General features: G+C 61.2%; 15 protein-coding genes. 4 read left to right on the forward strand and 11 right to left on the reverse strand.

Annotation, left to right across the window (positions count from 1 at the left end):
• Positions 1-335 precede the first annotated feature (335 nt).
• From HU739_RS00750 to hemB, 3 genes are all read left to right on the forward strand, one after another.
• Entirely contained in the window at positions 336-1,658 is a 1,323-nt protein-coding gene (locus HU739_RS00750; RefSeq protein WP_225922788.1) for a hypothetical protein, read from the forward strand.
• Positions 1,659-1,741: 83 nt separating this feature from the next.
• Entirely contained in the window at positions 1,742-2,440 is a 699-nt protein-coding gene (locus HU739_RS00755; protein WP_186551773.1) for a glutathione binding-like protein, read from the forward strand.
• A gap of 246 nt (positions 2,441-2,686) precedes the next feature.
• Entirely contained in the window at positions 2,687-3,661 is a 975-nt protein-coding gene (gene hemB, locus HU739_RS00760; RefSeq protein WP_186551774.1) for a porphobilinogen synthase, read from the forward strand.
• A gap of 125 nt (positions 3,662-3,786) precedes the next feature.
• Here hemB and HU739_RS00765 read toward each other — a convergent pair whose 3' ends face one another.
• Positions 3,787-5,316 (reverse strand): FAD-dependent monooxygenase, encoded by a 1,530-nt coding sequence (locus HU739_RS00765; RefSeq protein WP_186551775.1) that lies wholly within the window; start codon positions 5,314-5,316, stop codon positions 3,787-3,789.
• Between the two features lie 211 nt (positions 5,317-5,527).
• A complete protein-coding gene (locus tag HU739_RS00770) occupies positions 5,528-7,732 on the reverse strand; it encodes a TonB-dependent receptor (RefSeq protein ID WP_186551776.1) in 2,205 nt (734 codons plus the stop codon).
• 259 nt (positions 7,733-7,991) lie between these two features.
• Between HU739_RS00770 and HU739_RS00775 the strand changes: the two genes are divergently transcribed.
• Positions 7,992-9,074: a DUF1615 domain-containing protein gene (locus tag HU739_RS00775; RefSeq protein ID WP_186551777.1), complete on the forward strand. Its 1,083-nt coding sequence runs from the start codon at positions 7,992-7,994 to the stop codon at positions 9,072-9,074.
• A gap of 69 nt (positions 9,075-9,143) precedes the next feature.
• Here the strand turns inward: HU739_RS00775 and HU739_RS00780 are convergent, their stop codons facing one another.
• The 9 genes from HU739_RS00780 to HU739_RS00820 form a co-directional block, all read right to left on the reverse strand.
• Complete coding sequence (locus HU739_RS00780) at positions 9,144-9,467, reverse strand: hypothetical protein (protein ID WP_186551778.1); 324 nt, start codon at positions 9,465-9,467, stop codon at positions 9,144-9,146.
• Between the two features lie 132 nt (positions 9,468-9,599).
• Positions 9,600-10,292 (reverse strand): anti-sigma factor, encoded by a 693-nt coding sequence (locus tag HU739_RS00785; RefSeq protein ID WP_186551779.1) that lies wholly within the window; start codon positions 10,290-10,292, stop codon positions 9,600-9,602.
• Positions 10,289-10,816, reverse strand: a complete 528-nt coding sequence (locus tag HU739_RS00790; protein WP_186551780.1) for a sigma-70 family RNA polymerase sigma factor — start codon at positions 10,814-10,816, stop codon at positions 10,289-10,291. Before HU739_RS00790 ends, HU739_RS00785 begins: the two co-directional genes overlap by 4 nt.
• Positions 10,817-10,977: 161 nt before the next feature.
• The gene (locus HU739_RS00795) at positions 10,978-11,499 is read right to left on the reverse strand and encodes a DUF3455 domain-containing protein (protein WP_186551781.1); all 522 of its coding nucleotides are present in this window, start codon (positions 11,497-11,499) and stop codon (positions 10,978-10,980) included.
• Positions 11,500-11,668: 169 nt separating this feature from the next.
• Positions 11,669-13,303, reverse strand: a complete 1,635-nt coding sequence (locus HU739_RS00800) for an ABC transporter ATP-binding protein (RefSeq protein ID WP_186551782.1) — start codon at positions 13,301-13,303, stop codon at positions 11,669-11,671.
• Positions 13,304-13,316: 13 nt separating this feature from the next.
• The gene (locus HU739_RS00805; RefSeq protein ID WP_186551783.1) at positions 13,317-14,339 is read right to left on the reverse strand and encodes an ABC transporter permease; all 1,023 of its coding nucleotides are present in this window, start codon (positions 14,337-14,339) and stop codon (positions 13,317-13,319) included.
• Positions 14,339-15,403, reverse strand: a complete 1,065-nt coding sequence (locus tag HU739_RS00810; RefSeq protein WP_186551784.1) for a microcin C ABC transporter permease YejB — start codon at positions 15,401-15,403, stop codon at positions 14,339-14,341. Before HU739_RS00810 ends, HU739_RS00805 begins: the two co-directional genes overlap by 1 nt.
• Before the next feature lies 1 nt (position 15,404).
• On the reverse strand, positions 15,405-17,270 hold the full coding sequence (locus HU739_RS00815; protein WP_186551785.1) for an extracellular solute-binding protein: 1,866 nt from the start codon (positions 17,268-17,270) through the stop codon (positions 15,405-15,407).
• A 148-nt stretch (positions 17,271-17,418) separates the two neighbouring features.
• Positions 17,419-20,130 carry a TonB-dependent receptor gene (locus HU739_RS00820; RefSeq protein WP_186551786.1) on the reverse strand — a complete coding sequence of 904 codons (2,712 nt, stop codon included), beginning with the start codon at positions 20,128-20,130 and terminating at the stop codon, positions 17,419-17,421.
• Positions 20,131-20,293 lie beyond the last annotated feature (163 nt).

The raw sequence follows: 20,293 nt of genomic DNA on the forward strand, positions 1-20,293 counted from the left end.
GCGCAGCACTCTAACGGCAACCTTCAAGGTTCTGGACGCAGTTTAGCGACAGGATGTTACGGTTCGAAGCGAGCGGGCTGCGAGGGTTCGAGCTTGATCGGCGACAACGCACAAAACGGCGACGTGGGTGCGATAACTATGTATCGCACATGGAATGGCGCAATCGGTTGCAATGGCGTCGGTGCGATACATAGTTATCGCAAGGTCTGTCCGGCGTTGGCCGGGCCATTCAAACAGAAAGGATTTTTATGGGCATTGTCCGCAAACCCGCCACCTATTCCTCTTCGGACCCAGGAAGGGCAGACGCAGGCCCGCTTCGTCGAACGAGGGCCAGCGTGCCGGGCGACGAAGGGCCTGCGCCGAAGCTTTTTCGCCACGATGAGTCTCACCCGCCGTCGCCTCAGACGGGGCAACCTGAAACGCCGGTCCAATCGCTCACGGTTTTAGCATTGCCGTCAGCCGAGATTTTGCCCGGTCGTCCAGTGGGTAACCCGCTTGAGCAATATCGCTTGAAGTCACCGGCGAGCTTGCCTCAGGCCGATGCTCGGGGCTTGAGGGTCTTCAAGGGGCGCCAGTACGTCGATATCGCTTCCGGCGAAATCGTGCAGGTCCGGCAAACCGCGACGACCGGCGAATATCGCGCGACGCTTGTGTCCGAACGAGAGGCGTCCGGGCCGCCGCTGTATTTCGATCCACAAGGCGGGATATGGAAGCTCCAACCGGCGCGATCTTCCACTGATGAAAGTCATGTCGTTGATATCGATATCGATCAGTTGATCCGCGAGGTTCGCAATGACGCGCTTGACACAAAACGCCTGCATGTCGGCAGTGATGACCCGTTCGAGCGCAGCACCGCCCTCGATACCACATTGTTTGCGCGTGGCTTGAAGCAGTTCACGCCGGAGCAGGCGGCAGTCATTCGCTCGGAGCTGCGAGTGGTTGAAGGCATTTTCCACGATGCCAACCGTGCCATCGCGCTGAATCTGCCAAAAGCCGAGGCAATTTACGCAAGTTTTTTTGGCAGCAATCACCGAGACGTTGCACAACCATTTGCCGACGCCGTCGCGCGCGGGCTGGCGCTCTCGCGCGAATATCAGGGCGTTTGGGGGGAAGCGAAAATTGTCGGGGTCGACTCCAGCGATAGCGTCGCGGCATGGATGTACAAAAGGGACTTTCACGGCCGGCTGTTTATCAATCGAAAATTCATGCAGCCCGGTTTTTTGTGCTTGTCGCTGGGGCATGAAATGTTGCACACCAACCGAGTCGACCGGTTTCGCGCCATCGGCCCTAATGCGGCAGACTTCTTCTATCTGAAAGGTCATCTGAGCGGTTTGCTGGGTTCGGCTTCGCACGCTGTCCAAGACGGTCCGGAGCGGGCGGTGTCGGATATCATCATGCGCGGCGGGTTGACGGTCGCCTACTTGAAGGCCTTCGGCGACGATCACGATAGCTTCCTGTTTCGTATCAGCGATTATCTGGGACTTGGCGACGATCTGGATCTGCGCGCAGCGGTGGAGCTGTTCAATGCCAATTCACCCATGCGCGCGCAGATGGCGGTCAGCAACGCCGACAGCCTCATCTACGCAGCGAAAAACATGCAGCTGTTGTATCGAAGTGCAGTCGAGCATGCGCCGCTTGACCGTAGTGGCACTGATTGAGACGAACGAGCGCCAGTCAAAACATCGCAGCCCTCGACGCTCTACATTATGATCAGCCTTTAATCTGTAACTGGATGCTTCCCATGACTGATCTGTCCGCGTTCCCTATCACCCGGAAATGGCCGGCGCAGTACCCCGACTGGATTCAGCTCTACTCGCTGCCGACACCCAACGGCGTCAAAGTGTCGATCATGCTCGAAGAAATCGGCTTGCCGTACGAGCCGCACCGCGTCGGCTTTGACACCCACGACCAGACGTCGCCGGAGTTTCTTTCGCTGAACCCGAACAACAAGATCCCCGCAATCCTTGATCCGCACGGCCCGGAAGACAAGCCGCTGCCGTTGTTCGAATCCGGCGCGATCCTGATTTATCTGGCGGACAAGAGCGGCCAGTTGCTCGCTCAGGAAGGCGCGTTGCGCTACGAAACCATTCAGTGGCTGATGTTCCAGATGGGCGGCGTTGGCCCGATGTTCGGCCAGCTCGGGTTTTTCAATAAATTCGCTGGCAAGGACTTCGAGGACAAGCGTCCGCGCGACCGCTATGTCGAAGAAAGCAAACGCCTGCTCAACGTATTGAATGGCCGTCTTGAGGGGCGCGACTGGATCATGGGCGAGCGTTACACCATCGCCGATATCGCCACGTTCCCGTGGGTGCGCAACCTGATCGGGTTCTATGAGGCCGGCGATCTGGTCGGTATCCAGAACTTCCCCAATGTCACCCGGGTGCTGGAGCGCTTTCTCGCCCGGCCGGCGGTCATCCGCGGCCTGACCATTCCTTCCTGATTCCACACATGACCCTTGTAGGAGTGAGCCTGCTCGCGATAACGGTGTGTCAGATATGAATTTATCAACTGACGCACCGTTATCGCGAGCAGGCTCACTCCTACAGGAGATTTATGGTGGTCCGCAGATTATTGCAGGCTCAGTAACGCTCTGTTGATTGATCCAGGTTTGTCCCTCGCCCGCCGCAAGGCATAAGCTTCACCCCCTACGACTTTCGTCTCATCCGCTGTTTTCAGGAAAGGCCCCATGTCCAGTCAGTTCCCCGAAGCACGTCCCCGCCGTCTGCGCCGCAATGCGAGCCTGCGCACTTTGTTCCAGGAAACCGAATTCAGTCTGAACGATCTGGTACTGCCGATCTTCGTTGAGGAAGACATCGACGATTTTGTGCCGATCACCAGCATGCCCGGCGTGCAGCGCATTCCCGAGCGCAAACTGGCCAGCGAGATCGAGCGCTATGCCCGCGCCGGTATCAAATCGGTGATGACCTTCGGCGTGTCCCATCGCCTGGATAGCAATGGCAGCGATACCTGGCGCGAAGACGGCCTGGTCTCGCGCATGTCGCGCATCGCCAAGGACGCCGTGCCGGAGATGATCGTGATGTCCGACACTTGCTTCTGCGAGTACACCGATCACGGCCATTGTGGCGTGATGCACAACCACGAAGTCGACAATGACCAGACCCTGATCAACCTCGGCAAACAAGCCGTAGCGGCCGCTCGCGCTGGCGCTGACGTGATTGCACCGTCGGCGGCAATGGACGGTCAGGTGCGGGCGATCCGCCAGGCGCTGGACGCCGCCGGGTTCACGCAGATTCCGATCATGGCCTACTCGACCAAATTCGCCTCGGCACTCTACGGGCCGTTCCGCGAGGCTGGTGGCAGTGCGTTGAAGGGCGACCGCAAAAGCTACCAGATGAACCCGATGAACCGCCGCGAAGCCCTGCGCGAATCGCTGCTGGATGAGCAGGAAGGCGCCGATGCGCTGATGGTCAAGCCGGCCGGTGCGTACCTGGACATCATCCGTGACATCCGTGAAGCGTCGAACCTGCCGCTGGCGGCGTATCAGGTCAGCGGCGAATACGCGATGATCAAGTTCGGTGCCCAGGCCGGGGCGATCGATGAGGATCGCGTGGTGCGCGAGAGCCTCGGCGCGATCAAGCGGGCCGGGGCCGATCTGATCTTCACTTACTTTGCGATGGACCTGGCGCTGGCGGGAATCTAAACCCCAACACAAATCCAAACTGTAGGAGTGAGCCTGCTCGCGATAGCGGTGTGTCAGTCGAGAAATTCATGTCGGGTAAACCGCCATCGCGAGCAAGCCCGCTCCCACATTTGAATTGTTGTGTGTCAGTTGAAGTAAGGCCGAATCCCGTGATCGCGCAAGTAGCGCTCTATCACTTTCGGGTCGGCGCTGTTCTCGGCAATCGCCACATAAGTGTCCGGGCGCAGCAAGTAAAAGCCGTTGCGCCCCAGACCCGCCGTTTCAAACGCCGGGCGCCAGTCGAACACATGCAGCGGCAGATGGTGTTCATGGCACCAGGCAATCATCTCGTCACTGGTATCGCCGTACACATGCACTTGCCAGCACGGCTGTCTTAGCGGTTCATAGTTATCGCCTTCACCATCGTGTACCCACGGCAAGCGGTCGCCGCCGTGCACATGCCCGGCTTCGCCCTGGCTGAGCGGCATGCCGCGGTAGTTGAGGGTGACTTGCGAAACCGTACGGAAAAGGAACTCGCGGCTGGCCTCGAACGCGGCCATTTTCGGGATCAGAAACGGCGCCACACGCATGCGCAACATATCTGCCATGCGGCCCTCGGCGGTGACAAAACTGAAGACTTTGTCGGTCGTCGACACCAGTCGGCGGGCGAAGGCGATGCGTTCGGTTTCGTAGCTGTCGAGCAGCTTGGGCTCAGCGCCACCGCCGAGCACGGCGGCGAGTTTCCAGGCCAGATTGATCGCATCGCCGATGCCGGTGTTCATGCCCTGGCCGCCGGCAGGGCTGTGCACATGGGCGGCATCACCGAGCAGAAAGGCGCGGCCGCTGCGAAAATGCTCGGCCACGCGGTGATGCACGCGATAGGTGGAAAACCAGTGAACGTCTTCGATGTGCAGCTTCAGGTGCTCGATGGCGCGACGGCTGACATCGGAAAACGCCAGGGTGTCGGCGCGCTCGGCACGTTCGTCACGCACGGTACCGATCAGCCGTGCGCGGCCTTCGCCGGACAGCGGAAATACTGCCAGGAAATCCGCTTCGTCGAGATCCAGATGCAGCTCGCCGTTCATCGCCGGGCCGCTGGCGCGTACATCCGCGACATAGAAGACTTGCTGATACGTGCCGCCGGGAAAACCGCTATCAAGGGTTTTGCGCACCACCGAACGGGCGCCGTCGCAACCGGCCAGATAACAGGCCTGACAGACTTCCTGCTCGCCATCGGGCAGACGCAGATGTGCGGTGAGACCGTCGGCGTTCTCTACGAAGCTTTCCAGCGAAGTATTGCGTTCGACGTTGACGCCATAGTCTTCCAGACGCTCGAGCAACAGCCGTTCGTGCTCGTCCTGCGGGAAGATTTCGACGAAGGCGTAGGGCGTCAGGCCTTCGCCGATGCGCTTGAGCGGCAATTGCGCGACGGGTTTGCCGTTGACCCAGAAATTCGCCGCCGCGATTTGATGGCCGCGACGCACGATGGTGTCGGCCAGGCCCAGTTGGCGATACAGCTCCAGCGTGCGCGCCTGCACGGCCAGGGCGCGGGAGGTGGTGCCAGGCGCCGAGGTCTTGTCGATGATGCGCACGCGCACGCCGAGTTTGCTCAGCCACAGGCCCAGCACCAGCCCGGTCGGGCCGGCGCCGATGATCAGGACGTCGCTGCGGTTCATGGGGCTGCCCTCCTGTTGCTGTGCAACAAGTATGGATCAGATGTAGACGGTAGTCAGTTCCGGCCCCTTCGCGACCAGGCTCGCTCCCACATTGGCACGCATTCCAATGTGGGAGCGAGCCTGCTCGCGAAGGGGCCCGATCCAGCACCGCAAAAACAAAAAGGCTCCGCAGCCATCACGCTGCGGAGCCTTTTTCACAGGATACGGTCGCTTAAAAGTCGATAGTCCCCGACAACTTCGCCACCCGCGGTTCGCCCTGGGTCAAATACCCACCCTGAGCCGACTCCCAGTAGCGCTTGTTCGCCAGGTTTTCCACGCCCAGACGCACGGTAACGTCCTTCTGCGACACCTTGAACGCGTACCGCGCGCCCGCATCGAAACGGTTCCAGGTCGGCAAGCTGAGGTTGTTCGCCGCGTCGGCATATTGCCCGCCGGTGCGCAGCATCCGCGCGTTCAGCGCTACGCCTTGCAGGCCGGGCACGTCCCAATCGGCACCGGCATTGAACTGGAAGGTCGGCACGCCAATGGCGCGGTTGCCGTCGTTGGCGCCGTTGAGGGTATTTTTCAGTTCGGTGTCCATCAGGGTCAGGCCGCTGATCAGGCGCAGGCCTTCGAGCGGCTCGCCGAACACGTTCATTTCCACGCCTTTGTTGATCTGTTCGCCTTCACGCACATAGGTGCAAGTGGTCGGACCGTTGATTTCGCAGTAGCCATCGCTTGGCTGCTCGATGCGGTATACGCCCAGACTGGCCCCGTAAGTGCCCATGTCGACTTTCACGCCCAGTTCGGTCTGCTTGGAGCGCGCCGGTGCGTAGACTTCGTTGCCATTGGTGACGCGAAAGCCGCCGGAGCTGGTTGGCGAGGTCGGACCCTGCGCCAGGCCTTCGATGTGGTTGGCATAGAGCGACACATGCTCCCACGGCTTGAACACGATGCCGTACACCGGCGTGGTGATCGCTTCGTCGTAGCTCGACTTGCGCCCGCCGCTGCCCCAACTGGCGTAGTTGTAGCCTTGCACGACCATCTGCTGACGACGCAGGCCGGCGGTGATTAGCAGGCGATCATCGAAGAAGCCGAGGGTGTCGGAGATCGCCACGCTGCGGTTGAAGGTTTTGCCGACGATGCCCGGGTCATTGAGATCGCCCCCGGCAAAGTTGCCGACCGGCGCCGGGGTTTGTACCGGGTGATCGATGTTGTTGGGGTAGCGGGTCAGGTCGAAATCATAGGCGCTGCGCTGCTCGGCCCAGATCCCGGTGAGGCCCACATTGAGCTTGTGGCTGACAGGCCCTGTGTTGAATTTGCCGTTGAGCCCGGCCATGACGCTGGTGTTGTCCTCGTCATGGGGCACAAACGAGCCGGTGGTGAACGACGCACCGTTGTTGCCGACCAGCGTGGTCGAGTTGTAGCGGCCGACTTCGCGGGTGTGCTTGGCGCCACCGGCCGCGTAGGCCGTCCAGTTGTCGTTCAGATCGTATTCGGCGCGAAGCATGCCGAAGGTGTCTTCGATATCGGTGTAGCCCCACTTCGGCGCGTAGTTGGTGTCGGCTGACGGCGCGTCCGGCAGGTGCGTGGCGGTGCCGAGGTTGACAGAGCTGCGGCCGCCGTTGACGCGTTCTTTCTGGTAAGCGAAGTCGCCGGAAAGGCGCAGCGCATCGCCGCGGTAATCGAGGCCGATGGCAAAGAGCTTCGAGCGCTGGTTTTCGTGGTCGATGGCGGTATCGCCTTCGCGTTGGGACAAGTTGATGCGCGCGCCAAACCGGTTGTCTTCACCGAAACGCTGGCCGATGTCCAGGTGCTGGCCGACGCGGCCTTCACTGCTGATGTCGGTGGTGAAGCGGCGCAGCGGTTCGTCGCCGGCACGTTTGGGTTGCAGGTTGACGCCGCCACCGATGCCCGAGCCGGTCGGGGTCACGCCGTTGATAAAGGCGTTGGGGCCTTTGAACACTTCCACGCGCTCCAGGGCGTCGGTGGAAATGATCTGCCGTGGCAGCACGCCGTACAGGCCGTTATAGGAAATATCATCGCCATTGAGCGGCAGGCCGCGAATCATGAAGACCTGCGCCTGGTTGGAGAACCCCGAGGCCTGACGCACCGATGCATCGTTGAGCAGCACGTCGGCGACGTCTTCGGCCTGTTGATCCTGGATCAATTGCTCGGTATACGACGCAGCGCTAAATGGGACGTCCATCATGTCCTGATTGCCCAGCACGCCCAACTGGCCGCCGCGGGCGACCTGACCGCCAGCGTAGACCGGGGGCAGGGCGTTGGGTGTCGGGGCCTGGGCGTTGATGTTGACGTCGTCCAGCACCAGCTCTTTGCGGTTTTCTTCAGCGGCGTGAGCGGTGAAGGGCAGGGAGCACAGCAGGGCAAGCAATGTCGGGCGCAAGGGGGCGCCGAGTCGAGCTGAAGCGGGCATGTCGATTACCTGGAGGCGCGCGGCCGGTTGGAAAAATAAGGACAGCGCGCAACTCCTTGCGCAAATACGACTCCAGGCGCGAATGATAGATTTTCGCAGTAACGTTTTGCAATCAGATTGTCATCACCCTTGTAGGAGCTGCCGAAGGCTGCGATCTTTTGATTTTGTCTCTTAAAACAAGATCAAAAGATCGCAGCCTGCGGCAGCTCCTACAGGGGGTGTGTATGGTGGTTTGGCTAAATTGATTGGATGGAGCAACATGCGACTACTCATTACTCTCGGCGCCTTGCTGCTGCTCGCCGGTTGCGCCAGCCAGCGCAGCCACGAACCGGCGCCACGTCCGCCCGCTGAAGTGAAGGCTGAAATCGTTCGTCTGCTGCCGGCGAAAACCGCCGACCGCCAGGGCTGGGCCACGGATATTTACGCCGCGTTTGCCGCGCAGGGCATCAGCACCACCACGCAGAATATTTGCTCGGTACTGGCCGTGGCAGAACAGGAATCCACCTTCCAGGCCGATCCGGCGGTGCCCGGTCTGGGCAAGATCGCCCGCGACGAAATCAACCGTCGCGCGGCCAAGGTGCACATCCCCAGCCTGTTGGTCAGCGGCGCTCTGCAAGTGCGCTCGCCCAATGGCAAGACTTACAGCGAACGCCTGAACTCAGCACGCAGCGAAAAGGAGTTGAGCGCCATTTTCGACGACTTCATCGGCATGGTGCCGATGGGCCGTACGTTGTTCGGTGGCTTCAACCCGGTGCACACCGGCGGACCGATGCAGGTCAGCATTGAATTTGCCGAAGAACACGCCAAGGACTACCCGTACCCGGTGGACGGCACGATTCGCCGCGAAGTGTTCAGCCGTCGCGGTGGCATGTACTTCGGCATCGCCCATTTGCTCGGTTACCCGGTGAATTACCGCGAGCCGCTGTATCGCTTCGCCGATTTCAACGCCGGCTGGTACGCCAGCCGCAACGCCGCGTTTCAGAACGCGGTCAGCCGCGCTTCCGGCATTCCGTTGACCCTGGACGGCGATTTGATTCGCTACGATTCGATCATGCCCGGCAGCACCGAACTGGCAGTGCGCACCCTCGGCAAGTCACTGGGCATGCGCAACCCGACGATTCGCGATCAACTGGAGAAGGGCAAAACGCTGGAGTTCGAAGAGACCAAGCTCTATCAGCGCGTATTCGAACTGGCGGAGCGAGCCGAAGGCAAGCCGTTACCGCGCGCGGTATTGCCGGGAATCGTGCTGCAGAGCCCGAAAATCACCCGAAAACTCACGACAGCGTGGTTCGCCAAACGCGTGGACGAGCGCTACAAGCGGTGCATGGCCAAGGCCGGCTGATCCTGCGGACATAAAAAACCCGGCTGCGGGAGCCGGGTTTCTCTGGGGTGTTGCGCTTGCAGTCGTGCATCAGGCCACGCGGCGTTCGATCAGACGATCCGACCCACCTTCGGCCACGCGGCGTTCGATCAAACGATCCGAACCACCTTCAGCCACGCGACGTTCGATCAGACGATCCGAACCACCTTCAGCCACGCGACGTTCGATCAGACGATCCGAGCCACCCTCGGCCACGCGGCGTTCGATCAGACGATCCGAGCCACCTTCAGCCAGACGGCTTTCGATCAGCTTGTCCGAGCCGCCTTCGGCGACCAGCGTGTGCGCCGGGGTGGCGGCGAAAGCGTTTACTGCGAAAACCGAGAAGGCGATGCTGAGAAGAGTCTGGCGTTTCATGAGGGTGTGCTCCGGGGTGTTGTTGGTTGGTATGGAGCCGATGTTACGCCCGGATTTTTTTATGAGAACTTCATTGCCATGATGGTGAACATCGACGGCGATGATGGTTGCTGGCAACCGTGTATTAGAGCCTTAGAGGACTTTCACCGCACGCCCGATCGCCTGAATCGGTCCGGTCGGTTTGCCGATTGGCGAGCCATTGGCGCCTTCCAGCGTCAGCTCAAACAATTGATTCGGTTGCAGCGGCGGTAACTTGTCCAGCGGCACCGACAAGGCCTGCCCCGGTTTGACCAGCCCCAATGACACCGGTCCCGACCAGCCGTCAGCCTTGGTCCAGAATTCCAGCGCCTTGTCTGCCGGCACCTCGACCGCCCCCAGCGGAATCAACTGGATCTCGCGCGTATTGCTCGCCTGAATCACCCAACCCGGCGCCTTGTCCTGCGGCGCGACCAACACCACCAGATAACTCGGTTTCGGCGTGGTCTGGGTCAGCAGGATCGCGCCGAGAATCAAGGTCGCGGCCAGACCGGCAGCACTCAAACCGCGCCACAGCGGCAGCAGGTTCCACCACGAAGTCAGCGGTTCTTTAATCGTCAGCCGTTCGAGACTGCGCTCGATGCGCGGCCACAGCTGCGCCGACGGTTGCTGAGGTTCGGCCAGATCGGTCAACTCCAGCAGGCGCCGCTCCCACGCGTCGACCGCCGCACGCAGTTCGGGCTCATTGGGCAAACGGCGTTGCACCTCGACCCGCTGCTCGAACGACAACGTGCCGAGCACATATTCGCCAGCCAGTTCATCCCGTTCCTGCGCTGATTCGCTGGTCATCCCATGCACTCCCGCAAGGCGTTGAGGCTGCGTTTGATCCACGCTTTGACGGTGCCCAGCGGCGTGTCGAGGCGCGCGGAAATCTGCGCGTGGCTGTAACCGTCGACGTAAGCGTGAAGGATGCAAGTGCGTCGTTGCGGTTCCAGTTGCTCCAGACAGCGATGAATGCGCGCCGAATGAACATCGATGGCCTCATCAGGCGCCGCTGCTTCATGTTCTTCGCGCAGCGGCATTTCCCGAGCCTGATTGCGCAGCTGGTTCAAGGCAAGGTGCCGGGTCACGCTGAACATCCAGCCCCGCGCCGAACCGCGCGCGGGGTCGAACCCGGCGGCGCCGTTCCAGATCTTGATGAAGGCTTCATGCACGATGTCCTCCGCCAGCGCCGTATCGCGCACCAGCCGCCTGGCGACACCGAGCAGCCGCGCACCTTCCTGCACATACAAATCGCGCAGGGCCGCACGCTCGCCCCGGGCACAGGCTTTGAGGCGGGCTTCGTAATCGAACGTGGAATCGGGTAAGGGCATGGCGTGCAATTTAGCTCACATTTCCCAAACATCCAGACGCATTGTTCCCTGTGGGAGCGAGCTTGCTCGCGAATGCGGTGCGTCAGAAAGTAATAAGGCGACTGACACTCCGTCTTCGCGAGCAAGCTCGCTCCCACAGGATTGTGCACTGCTTCCGAATATCAGCTCGCCGCCCAGAAAATATAATCGGCCTGATATTTCACCACTTCCTGCTTGCCCTTGTTCGCCATCGTGCATTCGCTGGCCGGGGCCACGCCGCCCTTGAGCGCGACGCGCTGGATGTAACTCACCCCGGTCATCGCGCCTTTGCCCTCGGCCGGGTTGGCCTTGACCAACTGGTAGGGCAGGTTGCCGGGCGTCGACGGTGCCACGGCCAATTGCGTGCCGGTGACTTTCGAACCGTCTTTGGCCTGCCAAGTGGCGGGAGGGCCGAAGTAGGTGCCGACCTGCTTGCCGCTGCGATCATTGAGCACCGCTTTGGGGCCGACAAACGTCCACTCGGTCTGCCCGGCGGCATTGGGCTTGTCGCGACATTCGTACGTGATCTCGCCGACCCCGGTGGTTTCCAGCGCAACCTTGTGCCCGTCCGGCACCTTGATCGCGTCGGGATAACTGCTTTGCGCAAAAGTCGTCGAGGTCATGGCGAGCAAACCGGTGAGGCCAATCAGCTGGGTGATGTTCATCCGATGTTTCTCCGAAAAAGGCTAGATCACTGACAGCCCGGGAGTGGGCTGTTACAGGGACTACCCGTGGCGGAGGCGATTGGATGCAGGGCCGGAAAAATATTTCTCGACCACCCCGATCACCCGGTAGGAGTGAGCCTGCTCGCGATAGCGTCGTGTCAGCCAGCATTTATGTCACAGGCATACCGCTATCGCGAGCAGGCTCACTCCTACAAGGGGTTGTGTGTGGCTTGAGGCCCGAGGCGTTGAGCAGTTCCTGGGTGTAGGGGTGTTGTGGCGCAGCAAAAATTTCCCGCGACGAACCCTGCTCAACCACCTTGCCGTCCTTGATCACCAGCAAGTCATGCGCCAGCGCATGCACCACCGCCAAGTCATGGCTGATGAACAAATAGGTCAGTCCATGCTTGATCTGCAATTGCCGTAGCAACTCCACCACCTGTTTCTGCACCGTGCGATCCAGCGCCGAAGTCGGTTCGTCGAGCAGGATCAGCGAAGGTTCCAGCACCAGCGCGCGGGCGATGGAAATGCGCTGGCGCTGGCCGCCGGAAAACTCGTGGGGATAACGATGACGGCTCTGCGGATCGAGGCCGACTTCGCCGAGCACGCGAATCACCGCCGCCTCACGCTCGGCCTCGCTGCCGATGCCATGGGTCAGCAAGCCTTCGGCGATGATCTGCTGCACCGACATGCGCGGGCTGAGGCTGCCGAACGGGTCCTGAAACACCACTTGAATCTGCCGCCGCAACGGGCGCATCAGACGCTGATTAAGCAGGCTCAGCTGCTTGTTGCCGAAGCGGATATTGCCCTGCGATTCGACCAGCCGTAGGATCGCCTGGCCCAGCGTCGACTTGCCCGAACCGGACTCGCCAACAATGCCCAGCGTCTTGCCGCGTTGCAGGGTGAAACTGACACCGTCCACGGCTTTGATGTAATCGTGTTGGCGGCTGAACAGGTTTTTCGGCAATGGAAACCACACCTTCAAATCATCGACTTCGAGCAGGTTGTGATCGTACTCACTGGGTACCGGCGCGCCGCTCGGTTCAGCCTCGATCAACAAGCGGCTGTAGGGGTGTTGCGGCGCTCGGAACAGCGTCTCGCAATCGGCCTGTTCAACGATTTCGCCTTGACGCATCACGCACACGCGCTGAGCGATTCGCCGCACCAGATTGAGGTCGTGGCTGATCAGCAACAGCGACATCCCAAGGCGTTGCTGCAGCTCGATCAGCAGTTCGAGAATTTTCTGCTGCACCGTCACGTCCAGCGCCGTGGTCGGCTCATCGGCAATCAACAGTTCCGGCTCGTTGGCCAACGCCATGGCGATCATCACCCGTTGCCGCTGACCGCCGGAGAGTTGATGAGGATAGGCTTTGAGTCGCTGCAACGGCTGGCGAATACCAACCAGTTCCAGCAACTCCAAGGTGCGCGCGCGGGCAGCGCGGCCCTTCAGGCCCTTGTGAATTTCCAGCACTTCGCTGACTTGTTTTTCCACCGTGTGCAGCGGATTCAGCGAGGTCATCGGCTCCTGGAAAATCATCGCAATGCGGTTGCCTCGCAAGCCGCGCATTTGCTGTTCGCTGGCGTGCAGCAAGTCGACCCCGTTGTAGCGGATTGCGCCGCTGCTGCTAACGCTGTTGCCCGGCAGCAGACGCAGGATCGAGTGCGCCGTCACCGACTTGCCCGAACCGGACTCGCCGACCAGCGCCAGGCACTCGCCACGGCGAATGTCGAGGTTCAAACCGTGGACCACTGCCTGCCCGGCGAAGGCCACACGCAGGTCGCGAATTTCGATCAGATTGTCGTTCATCTCAGCTCCGGGGTCAGGATCGGGGATCGAATGCATCGCGGCAGGCCTCACCCATAAAAACCAGCAAGGACAAAATCAGCGCCAGAGCAAAAAACGCTGTCAGTCCCAGCCACGGCGCTTGCAGGTTGCGCTTGGCCTGGCCGATCAACTCGCCCAGCGACGCGGTGCCGGCGGGCATGCCGAAGCCGAGAAAATCCAGCGCGGTCAGCGTGGCGATGGCGCCGGTGAGAATGAACGGCAGGTAGGTGAGGGTAGAGGTCATCGCGTTGGGCAGAATGTGCCGACGCATCAGTTCGCTGTCGCTCAGGCCCAGCGCCCGCGCGGCTTTTACGTACTCCAGATTGCGCCCACGGAGAAACTCGGCGCGCACCACATCGACCAGCGCCAGCCACGAGAACAGCGCCATGATCCCCAACAACCACCAAAAACTCGGCGAGACGAAGCCGGACAGAATGATCAGCAGGTACAGCACCGGCAGCCCCGACCAGATTTCCAGCACACGTTGCCCGAGCAAGTCGACCCAGCCACCGTAGTAACCCTGCAACGCCCCGGCAACGACGCCAATCAATGCGCTGATGGCGGTGAGGATCAGCGCAAACAGAATCGAAATCCGTGTGCCGAAAATCACCCGCGCCAACACATCCCGCGCCTGATCATCGGTACCCAGCCAATTGCTCGACGACGGCGGACTCGGCGCCGGTTCAGTGAGGTCATAGTTGACCGTGTCGTAGCTGAACGGGATCGGCGGAAACAGCATCCAGCCGCCCTGATCCTCGATCAGCTTGTGCACGTAACTGCTGGCGTAGTCCGGCTGAAACGGCAGCTCGCCGCCGAAATCGGTTTCCAGGTAATCGCTGAGAATTGGAAAGTAGAAGGCGTCGTGGTAGCGGATCACCAGCGGCTTGTCGTTGGCGATCAGTTCACCGCCCAGGCAGATCAGGCACAGACCGATAAACAGCCGCAACGACCAGCGCCCACGGCGGTTGGCCTTGAATTGCGCCACGCGGCGCTGACCCAGTGGAGACAGTGTGAACATCAGGCAGTCCTCGCCGAGAAATCGATGCGCGGGTCGAGCAGGGTGTAGCAGAGGTCGCCAATCAGCTTGATCAGCAGGCCGAACAGGGTGAACAGAAACAGCGCGCCGAACACCACCGGGTAATCGCGCGACACTGCTGCTTCGTAGCTCATGCGCCCGAGGCCATCGAGATTGAAGACGGTTTCAATCAGCAGGGAGCCGGCGAAAAATACTTCGATCAGCGCTGACGGCACCCCGGCCACTACCAACAGCATCGCGTTGCGGAATACATGGCCGTAAAGCACGCGGCGTTCGGTCAGGCCCTTGGCCCGCGCCGTGATTACGTACTGGCGGCTGATCTCGTTGAGAAAGCTGTTCTTGGTCAGGATCGTCAGCGTGGCAAAACCGCCGATCACCAGCGCTGTGACCGGCAACACCAAGTGCCAGAGGTAGTCGCCGACCTTGCCCAATGTGCTCAATGTGGCGAAATCGTCCGAGACCAGCCCCTGCACCGGAAACCAGTTGACGTAGCTGCCGCCGGCGAACACCACGATCAACAGGATCGCAAAGAGAAACGCTGGCAGGGCGTAGCCGATGATGATCGCCGTGCTGCTCCAGACGTCGAAGGCGCTGCCGTTCCTGATCGCTTTGCGAATGCCCAGCGGGATCGAAATCAGGTAGGTGATCAGCGTCGCCCACAAGCCCAGTGACAGCGACACCGGCAGCTTCTGCACGATCAGGTCAGTGACCTTGGCGCCGCGAAAGAAGCTGCTGCCCAGATCCAGCTGCGCGTAGTTTTTCAGCATCAGCCACAGGCGTTCGTGCAGCGGTTTGTCGAAGCCGTAATGGTGTTTTATTTCCTCGATCAGCGCCGGGTCCAGACCACGGCTGCTGCGCCCGGCGCCGCCAGTCGCGGCGACCTCGCCACCGCCGCCCATGCTGTGCCCGCCGAAGCCTTGCAGGCGGGCGATGGCTTGTTCCACCGGCCCGCCGGGCGCGGCTTGTACGATCAGGAAATTCACCACCAGAATGCACAACAGCGTCGGGATGATCAGCAGTAAACGGCGGCTCAGATAACGCAGCATGTCATTGGCCCCCCGCGAGTTGAGTGCTCATCTGCTGAGTCGTCAGCGGCTTGGCCGAGACTTCCCACCACGTGTTGAGGCCTTCGTCATAGGCCGGCTGCACGGCGGGCATGCCGAAGCGGTTCTGATATACCGTCGGCGTGCCTTTGGAGTAGTAGTTGGGAATCATGTAGTAACCCCATTGCAGCACCCGATCGAGCGCACGGGCGTAATGCACCATGGCCTCGCGGCTGTTGGCCTGGACCAGGCCGTCGATCAGTTGATCGACCGCCGGGTCGGCCAGCACCATCGCGTTCGAACTGCCGACTTGCGTGGCACTTTGCGAGGCGTACAGGCTGTACAACTCGCGGCCCGGGGAAACGATCGGATCGCCGCTGCGCGGGAAAGCGCAGACGATCATGTCGTAGTCGCGAGCGTTGAGGCGGTTGATGTACTGCGCCGAGTCGATGCGACGCAAATTGAGCGTGATGCCGATCTGCGCGAGGGTGCGTTTGAACGGCAGCAGCATACGATCGAAGCCACCCTGGCCGTCGAGAAAAGTGAACTCCAGCGGCTCGCCGGCGGCGTTGACCAGGCGATTGTTTTTCGCCGTCCAGCCAGCCTCGGCGAGCAGTTTCAGCGCTTGCAGTTGCTTGTCGCGGATGTAGCCGCTGCCATCGGTTTTCGGCGCCTCATACACCGTGGTGAACACTTCGTCGGGCACTTTGCCGCGCAGCGGTTCAAGGATCTTCAGTTCTTCGGCGTCGGGCAGGGCGCTGGCGGCCATTTCGCTCTTCGGCCAAAAGCTGTTCTGGCGCACGTAGAAGCCGCGCATCATCTGCTTGTTGGTCCACTCGAAATCCCACAGCAGGCTGATCGCCTGGCGCACCCGGCGATCCTGGAAGATCGGGTTCTGCAGGTTGAATACAAAGCCTTGGGCAGCGGTAGGTTTTTCCGTTGCCAGAATCGCTTTTTGCAAGCGCCCGTCGCGCAGGGCCGGGCTGTCGTAGCCAACGACGTAACCCGATGAGGAAAACTCACGGTTGTAATCGAACGCGCCAGCCTGCAACAACTGGCGGGCGACGTCGGTGTCGCCGTAGAAATTCACCGTCAGGCTGTCGAAGTTGTACAGGCCGCGACTGACGGGCAAGTCCTTGCCCCACCAGTCCGGGTCGCGCTGAAAACTGATGCTGCGCCCGGCGTCGACCTTGCTCACCCGATATGGGCCGCTGCCCAGCGGTGGCTCGAAACCGCCGCCATTGGCGAAGTCACGGGTTTTCCACCAGTGCTCGGGCAGCACGCGCATCGTCGCCAGATCCAGCGCCAGGGTGCGATTGAGGTTGTTCTTGAAGGTGAAGCGCACCTGGCGCGGACCTTCGATCAAGACGTCTTGCACGTCGGCGTATTGCTGGCGATAACTCAAGCTGCCCTTGGTCATCAGCAGGTTGAAGGTGTAACGCACGTCTTCGGCGGTGATCGGCGTGCCGTCGGCGAAGCGTGCCTTGGGGTTAAGGGTGAAACGCACCCACATTCCTTCGGGGTCGCGCTCGATCTGCTGCGCGACCAGAGCGTAAACCGTATACGGCTCATCCAGCGAACGGAACGCCAGCGGCGCGTACACCCAATCGTTGACCTGCACCACGGAAATGCCTTGATCGGCATACGGGGTGATGTAGTTGTACTGGCCGATTTCCATCGACGCACGGCTGAGCGAACCACCCTTGGGTGCGTCGGGATTGACGAAATCGAAATGCTTGAAGCCGGCCGGATACTTCGGCGCCTCGCCATACACCGTCAGCGCATGACTGCCAGCGGCCAGCGCTGAGGTGCCGACGCAGAGCAGCGCACTGCCAAATAGCAAAGCGGCCATGTTGCGCAAAACACTCATGAAGTCACTCCTTAATTCCTGAATGCACACAGGTCAAAACTGTAGGAGTGAGCCTGCTCGCGATGAGGCCAAGTCAGACCCCGCAAGGCTGACTGAAAAAACGCTATCGCGAGCAGGCTCACTCCTACAGGAGTTGCGGTGCTCTCGGTTAGAAGTGATACGTCATGCGCGCAAACAACGTCCGGCCCAGCGGGTCGGTGTAGCGCGGGTCATAGCCGCTCTGGAAGTTGTAGGCCTGGTTGGAGAATGGCGGGTTGCGGTCGAACACGTTCTTCATCCCGGCATCGACATCCAGCACCTTGTTGAAGGTGTAGCCGGCCGACAGGTCCCACACCGAATACGACGCCACGCGCGCATGAGTTTCGCGGTCGTAGTCGTTGTAACCGGTGGTGAAACGGTTGGTCAGCGCTGCCCGCGCCGCGCCAAAGCTCCAGCTGCCGGTGAGGTTGTGCTTCCAGCGCGCAATCACGCCGTCACCCTGGAAATCGCCGACCTTGTCAGTGAACGGCCCCTTGATGGTGCTCTGGAAGTCGTACTCGTCGACATAGGTGCCCTGCAAGCCGAGGCCGAACTGACCGTACGGCGTGTTCGGGAAGCGATAGTCGAGCGACACGTCGACACCGTTGGTTTCGACGATGCCGAGGTTGGCGTTGCCGGTGACGATGTAGTTGAGCGTGCCGTCGGCGTTGCGCACGAAGCGATCCTGATAGGAGCCCGCCTGATCGAACACAGTGGATTCCGGGAACGGCTGAATCTGGTTGGAGATGTGAATCCACCAGAAATCCAGACCTACCGAGAGGTTGCTGATCGGTTGATAGACGAAGCCCAGGGTCACGTTGCGCGCTTTCTCCGGGGCCAGATCCTCGTTGCCGCCAATCTGGTTGAGGAACTGCTGACCGCAATCGCGGCCACCGTTGCCGCCCGGTTGCACCACGCCGCCGGTACACAGCACCGGGTCGTTGTAGTAGCCCTGGGTGTAAGTGATGCTGCGCGGCGAATACAGCTCGTACAGCGATGGCGCACGGAAGCCTTCGCTGTAGGCGCCGCGCACCACCAGCTCTTTGAGCGGCTGATAACGGAACGAGTATTTCGGGTTGGTGGTGCTGCCGAAGTCGCTGTATTTGTCGTGGCGCACGGCGGCGGACAACTCGAGGCTGTCGAGCACCGGCACGTTGATTTCGGCATAGGCGGCTTTGACGCTACGGTCGCCTTCGACGCTGCCCGCCGGGTCGATGCCCAGGCTCTGGATATCGCCGGCAAACGCTTCGAAGTCCTGATGGAATTTCTCTTTGCGGTACTCGCCGCCCAAGGCCAGACCGGCCGGGCCTGCGCCGAACCAGTCGCCAATCTCCCGGCTGACCCGGCCATCGAAACCGGCGACGCGGCCCACGGCGGTGGAGTAGGCGCCGTGGTACGCGGCGGCGTCGATGTACTGCTGACCCGCGGCAGTTTGCGGGCCGAACGGGTTGAGCAAACCACTGGCCAGACCGTCGATCATCGCCTGATCGCTGACATAACCGCTGGTGACGCTGGAGACGATTTTATTCTGGTTATACGAGGCGCCGAGGTTGTAATCCCAGCCGCCGACCAGACCGTCGAAGCTCAACAGAAAACGCTGGCTGGTGTTCTGGTCTTTGGACTCGCGCGGACCTGCAGCAGTCTCGCGCCAGTTGACATCGACCGGTTGCGTCGGATCGAGAGCGAAATCGGTCGGCGCCGGGGTGATGCCGTTGCCGGGGTAGTAGGGCGATGAGGAATCCAGGCTCAAACCGGTCAGTGGCGCCGGGCCGACGGCGGTGGCGTTGTTGTTGCGCGACCAGAAATATTCGAGGTTGACGTTGTGGTCGTCGCCCAGCTTGCCGGTGGTCTTGCCGAAGAACGAGGTCTTCTCGGTCTGCGGCACCAGGTCAATATATTCACGTGTGCTGAAGCGGCACAAACCGTCGCGGCCGATCAGGTTGGGGCCGTTGCAATTGCTGTTGGCCAACGGGTTGGTGGCGTTGCCGTTCTGGCTATAGTTGCCGGGGAACGCGGTGCCGGAGGTCTGATCGAGCCCACGACCGGGCGAGTAGTCATTGGCGAACGAGCGGTCGTTGGCGTCGAGGTTCTGCTGCTTGTTGTAGTTGAACACGCCGAGGACGTTGAAGCGGTCTTCTTCCAGATCGCCGTAGCCCCAACTCGCGCTCATGTCCTTGGTCGCACCGCCGCCGCTGTGGGTCGGGGTTTCGCCGCCGAGGGTCAACGCGCCATCGGTCAGGGATTTTTTGGTGATGAAGTTGATCACGCCGCCGATGGCGTCGGTGCCGTACAGGGCCGAGGCGCCGTCGCGCAGCACTTCGACACGCTCGATGGCGGCAAACGGGATCATGTTCAGATCCACCGCGCCGCCCGCCGAGTTGGTGCCCGACAAAGCGTTGTTGGCCAGGCGCCGACCGTTGAGCAGCACCAGCGTCTTGTTCGCGCCGATGCCGCGCATGTCGGCAAACGACGCACCGCCCGTGGCCGCACCGACCGAGCCGGCGCTGTTATTGATCGACTGGCTGCCGGTGATGCGCTGGACCAGCTCGGCGGTGGTGGTCACGCCCTGTTTGCGTAGCTCGTCGGCCTTGAGAATGGTGATCGGCACCGCCGTTTCCGCATCGACCCGGCGAATCGCCGAACCGGTCACTTCGACCCGTTGCAGTTGCGTGGTCGGCGCCGCCACGACAGCGGCTGCCGGCACGCTGCTGTTGTCGTCCTCGGCCGCTTGCACGGTCCCGGCGCCCATCCCCATGGCCACCAGATACAGCGGAACAAAACGGTGGCGAGACATCGTTGCCACCAAAGGTTTGAGCGTGAAGCGTGGAGTGTTCATCAGCATGGTTATTTCCGATTATCAGACGTTATCGAATTGGCCTTGTGAGCCGCTCATTGCTCCGCTTCCGGTGATACCGCGTGCGGAAAACCACTTTCTTCAAGCAAGCCGATCCCCTCCGAAGACGCGTGGCGTTTTTCGGTCGGCCGGGTGCGACGGGATTCTTTTC

Source organism: Pseudomonas hamedanensis, from assembly GCF_014268595.2.
Taxonomy (GTDB): domain Bacteria; phylum Pseudomonadota; class Gammaproteobacteria; order Pseudomonadales; family Pseudomonadaceae; genus Aquipseudomonas; species Aquipseudomonas hamedanensis.

Bases quoted from the DNA above. Each gene is read 5' to 3' on its own strand.
- HU739_RS00775 (WP_186551777.1), top strand. From the start codon at position 7,992: ATGCGACTACTCATTACTCTCGGCGCCTTGCTGCTGCTCGCCGGTTGC.
- HU739_RS00820 (WP_186551786.1), bottom strand. From the start codon at position 20,130: ATGCTGATGAACACTCCACGCTTCACGCTCAAACCTTTGGTGGCAACG.
- HU739_RS00785 (WP_186551779.1), bottom strand. From the start codon at position 10,292: ATGACCAGCGAATCAGCGCAGGAACGGGATGAACTGGCTGGCGAATAT.
- HU739_RS00765 (WP_186551775.1), bottom strand. From the start codon at position 5,316: ATGAACCGCAGCGACGTCCTGATCATCGGCGCCGGCCCGACCGGGCTG.
- HU739_RS00770 (WP_186551776.1), bottom strand. From the start codon at position 7,732: ATGCCCGCTTCAGCTCGACTCGGCGCCCCCTTGCGCCCGACATTGCTT.
- HU739_RS00815 (WP_186551785.1), bottom strand. From the start codon at position 17,270: ATGAGTGTTTTGCGCAACATGGCCGCTTTGCTATTTGGCAGTGCGCTG.
- HU739_RS00755 (WP_186551773.1), top strand. From the start codon at position 1,742: ATGACTGATCTGTCCGCGTTCCCTATCACCCGGAAATGGCCGGCGCAG.
- hemB (WP_186551774.1), top strand. From the start codon at position 2,687: ATGTCCAGTCAGTTCCCCGAAGCACGTCCCCGCCGTCTGCGCCGCAAT.
- HU739_RS00780 (WP_186551778.1), bottom strand. From the start codon at position 9,467: ATGAAACGCCAGACTCTTCTCAGCATCGCCTTCTCGGTTTTCGCAGTA.
- HU739_RS00800 (WP_186551782.1), bottom strand. From the start codon at position 13,303: ATGAACGACAATCTGATCGAAATTCGCGACCTGCGTGTGGCCTTCGCC.
- HU739_RS00795 (WP_186551781.1), bottom strand. From the start codon at position 11,499: ATGAACATCACCCAGCTGATTGGCCTCACCGGTTTGCTCGCCATGACC.
- HU739_RS00790 (WP_186551780.1), bottom strand. From the start codon at position 10,816: ATGCCCTTACCCGATTCCACGTTCGATTACGAAGCCCGCCTCAAAGCC.
- HU739_RS00810 (WP_186551784.1), bottom strand. From the start codon at position 15,403: ATGCTGCGTTATCTGAGCCGCCGTTTACTGCTGATCATCCCGACGCTG.
- HU739_RS00805 (WP_186551783.1), bottom strand. From the start codon at position 14,339: ATGTTCACACTGTCTCCACTGGGTCAGCGCCGCGTGGCGCAATTCAAG.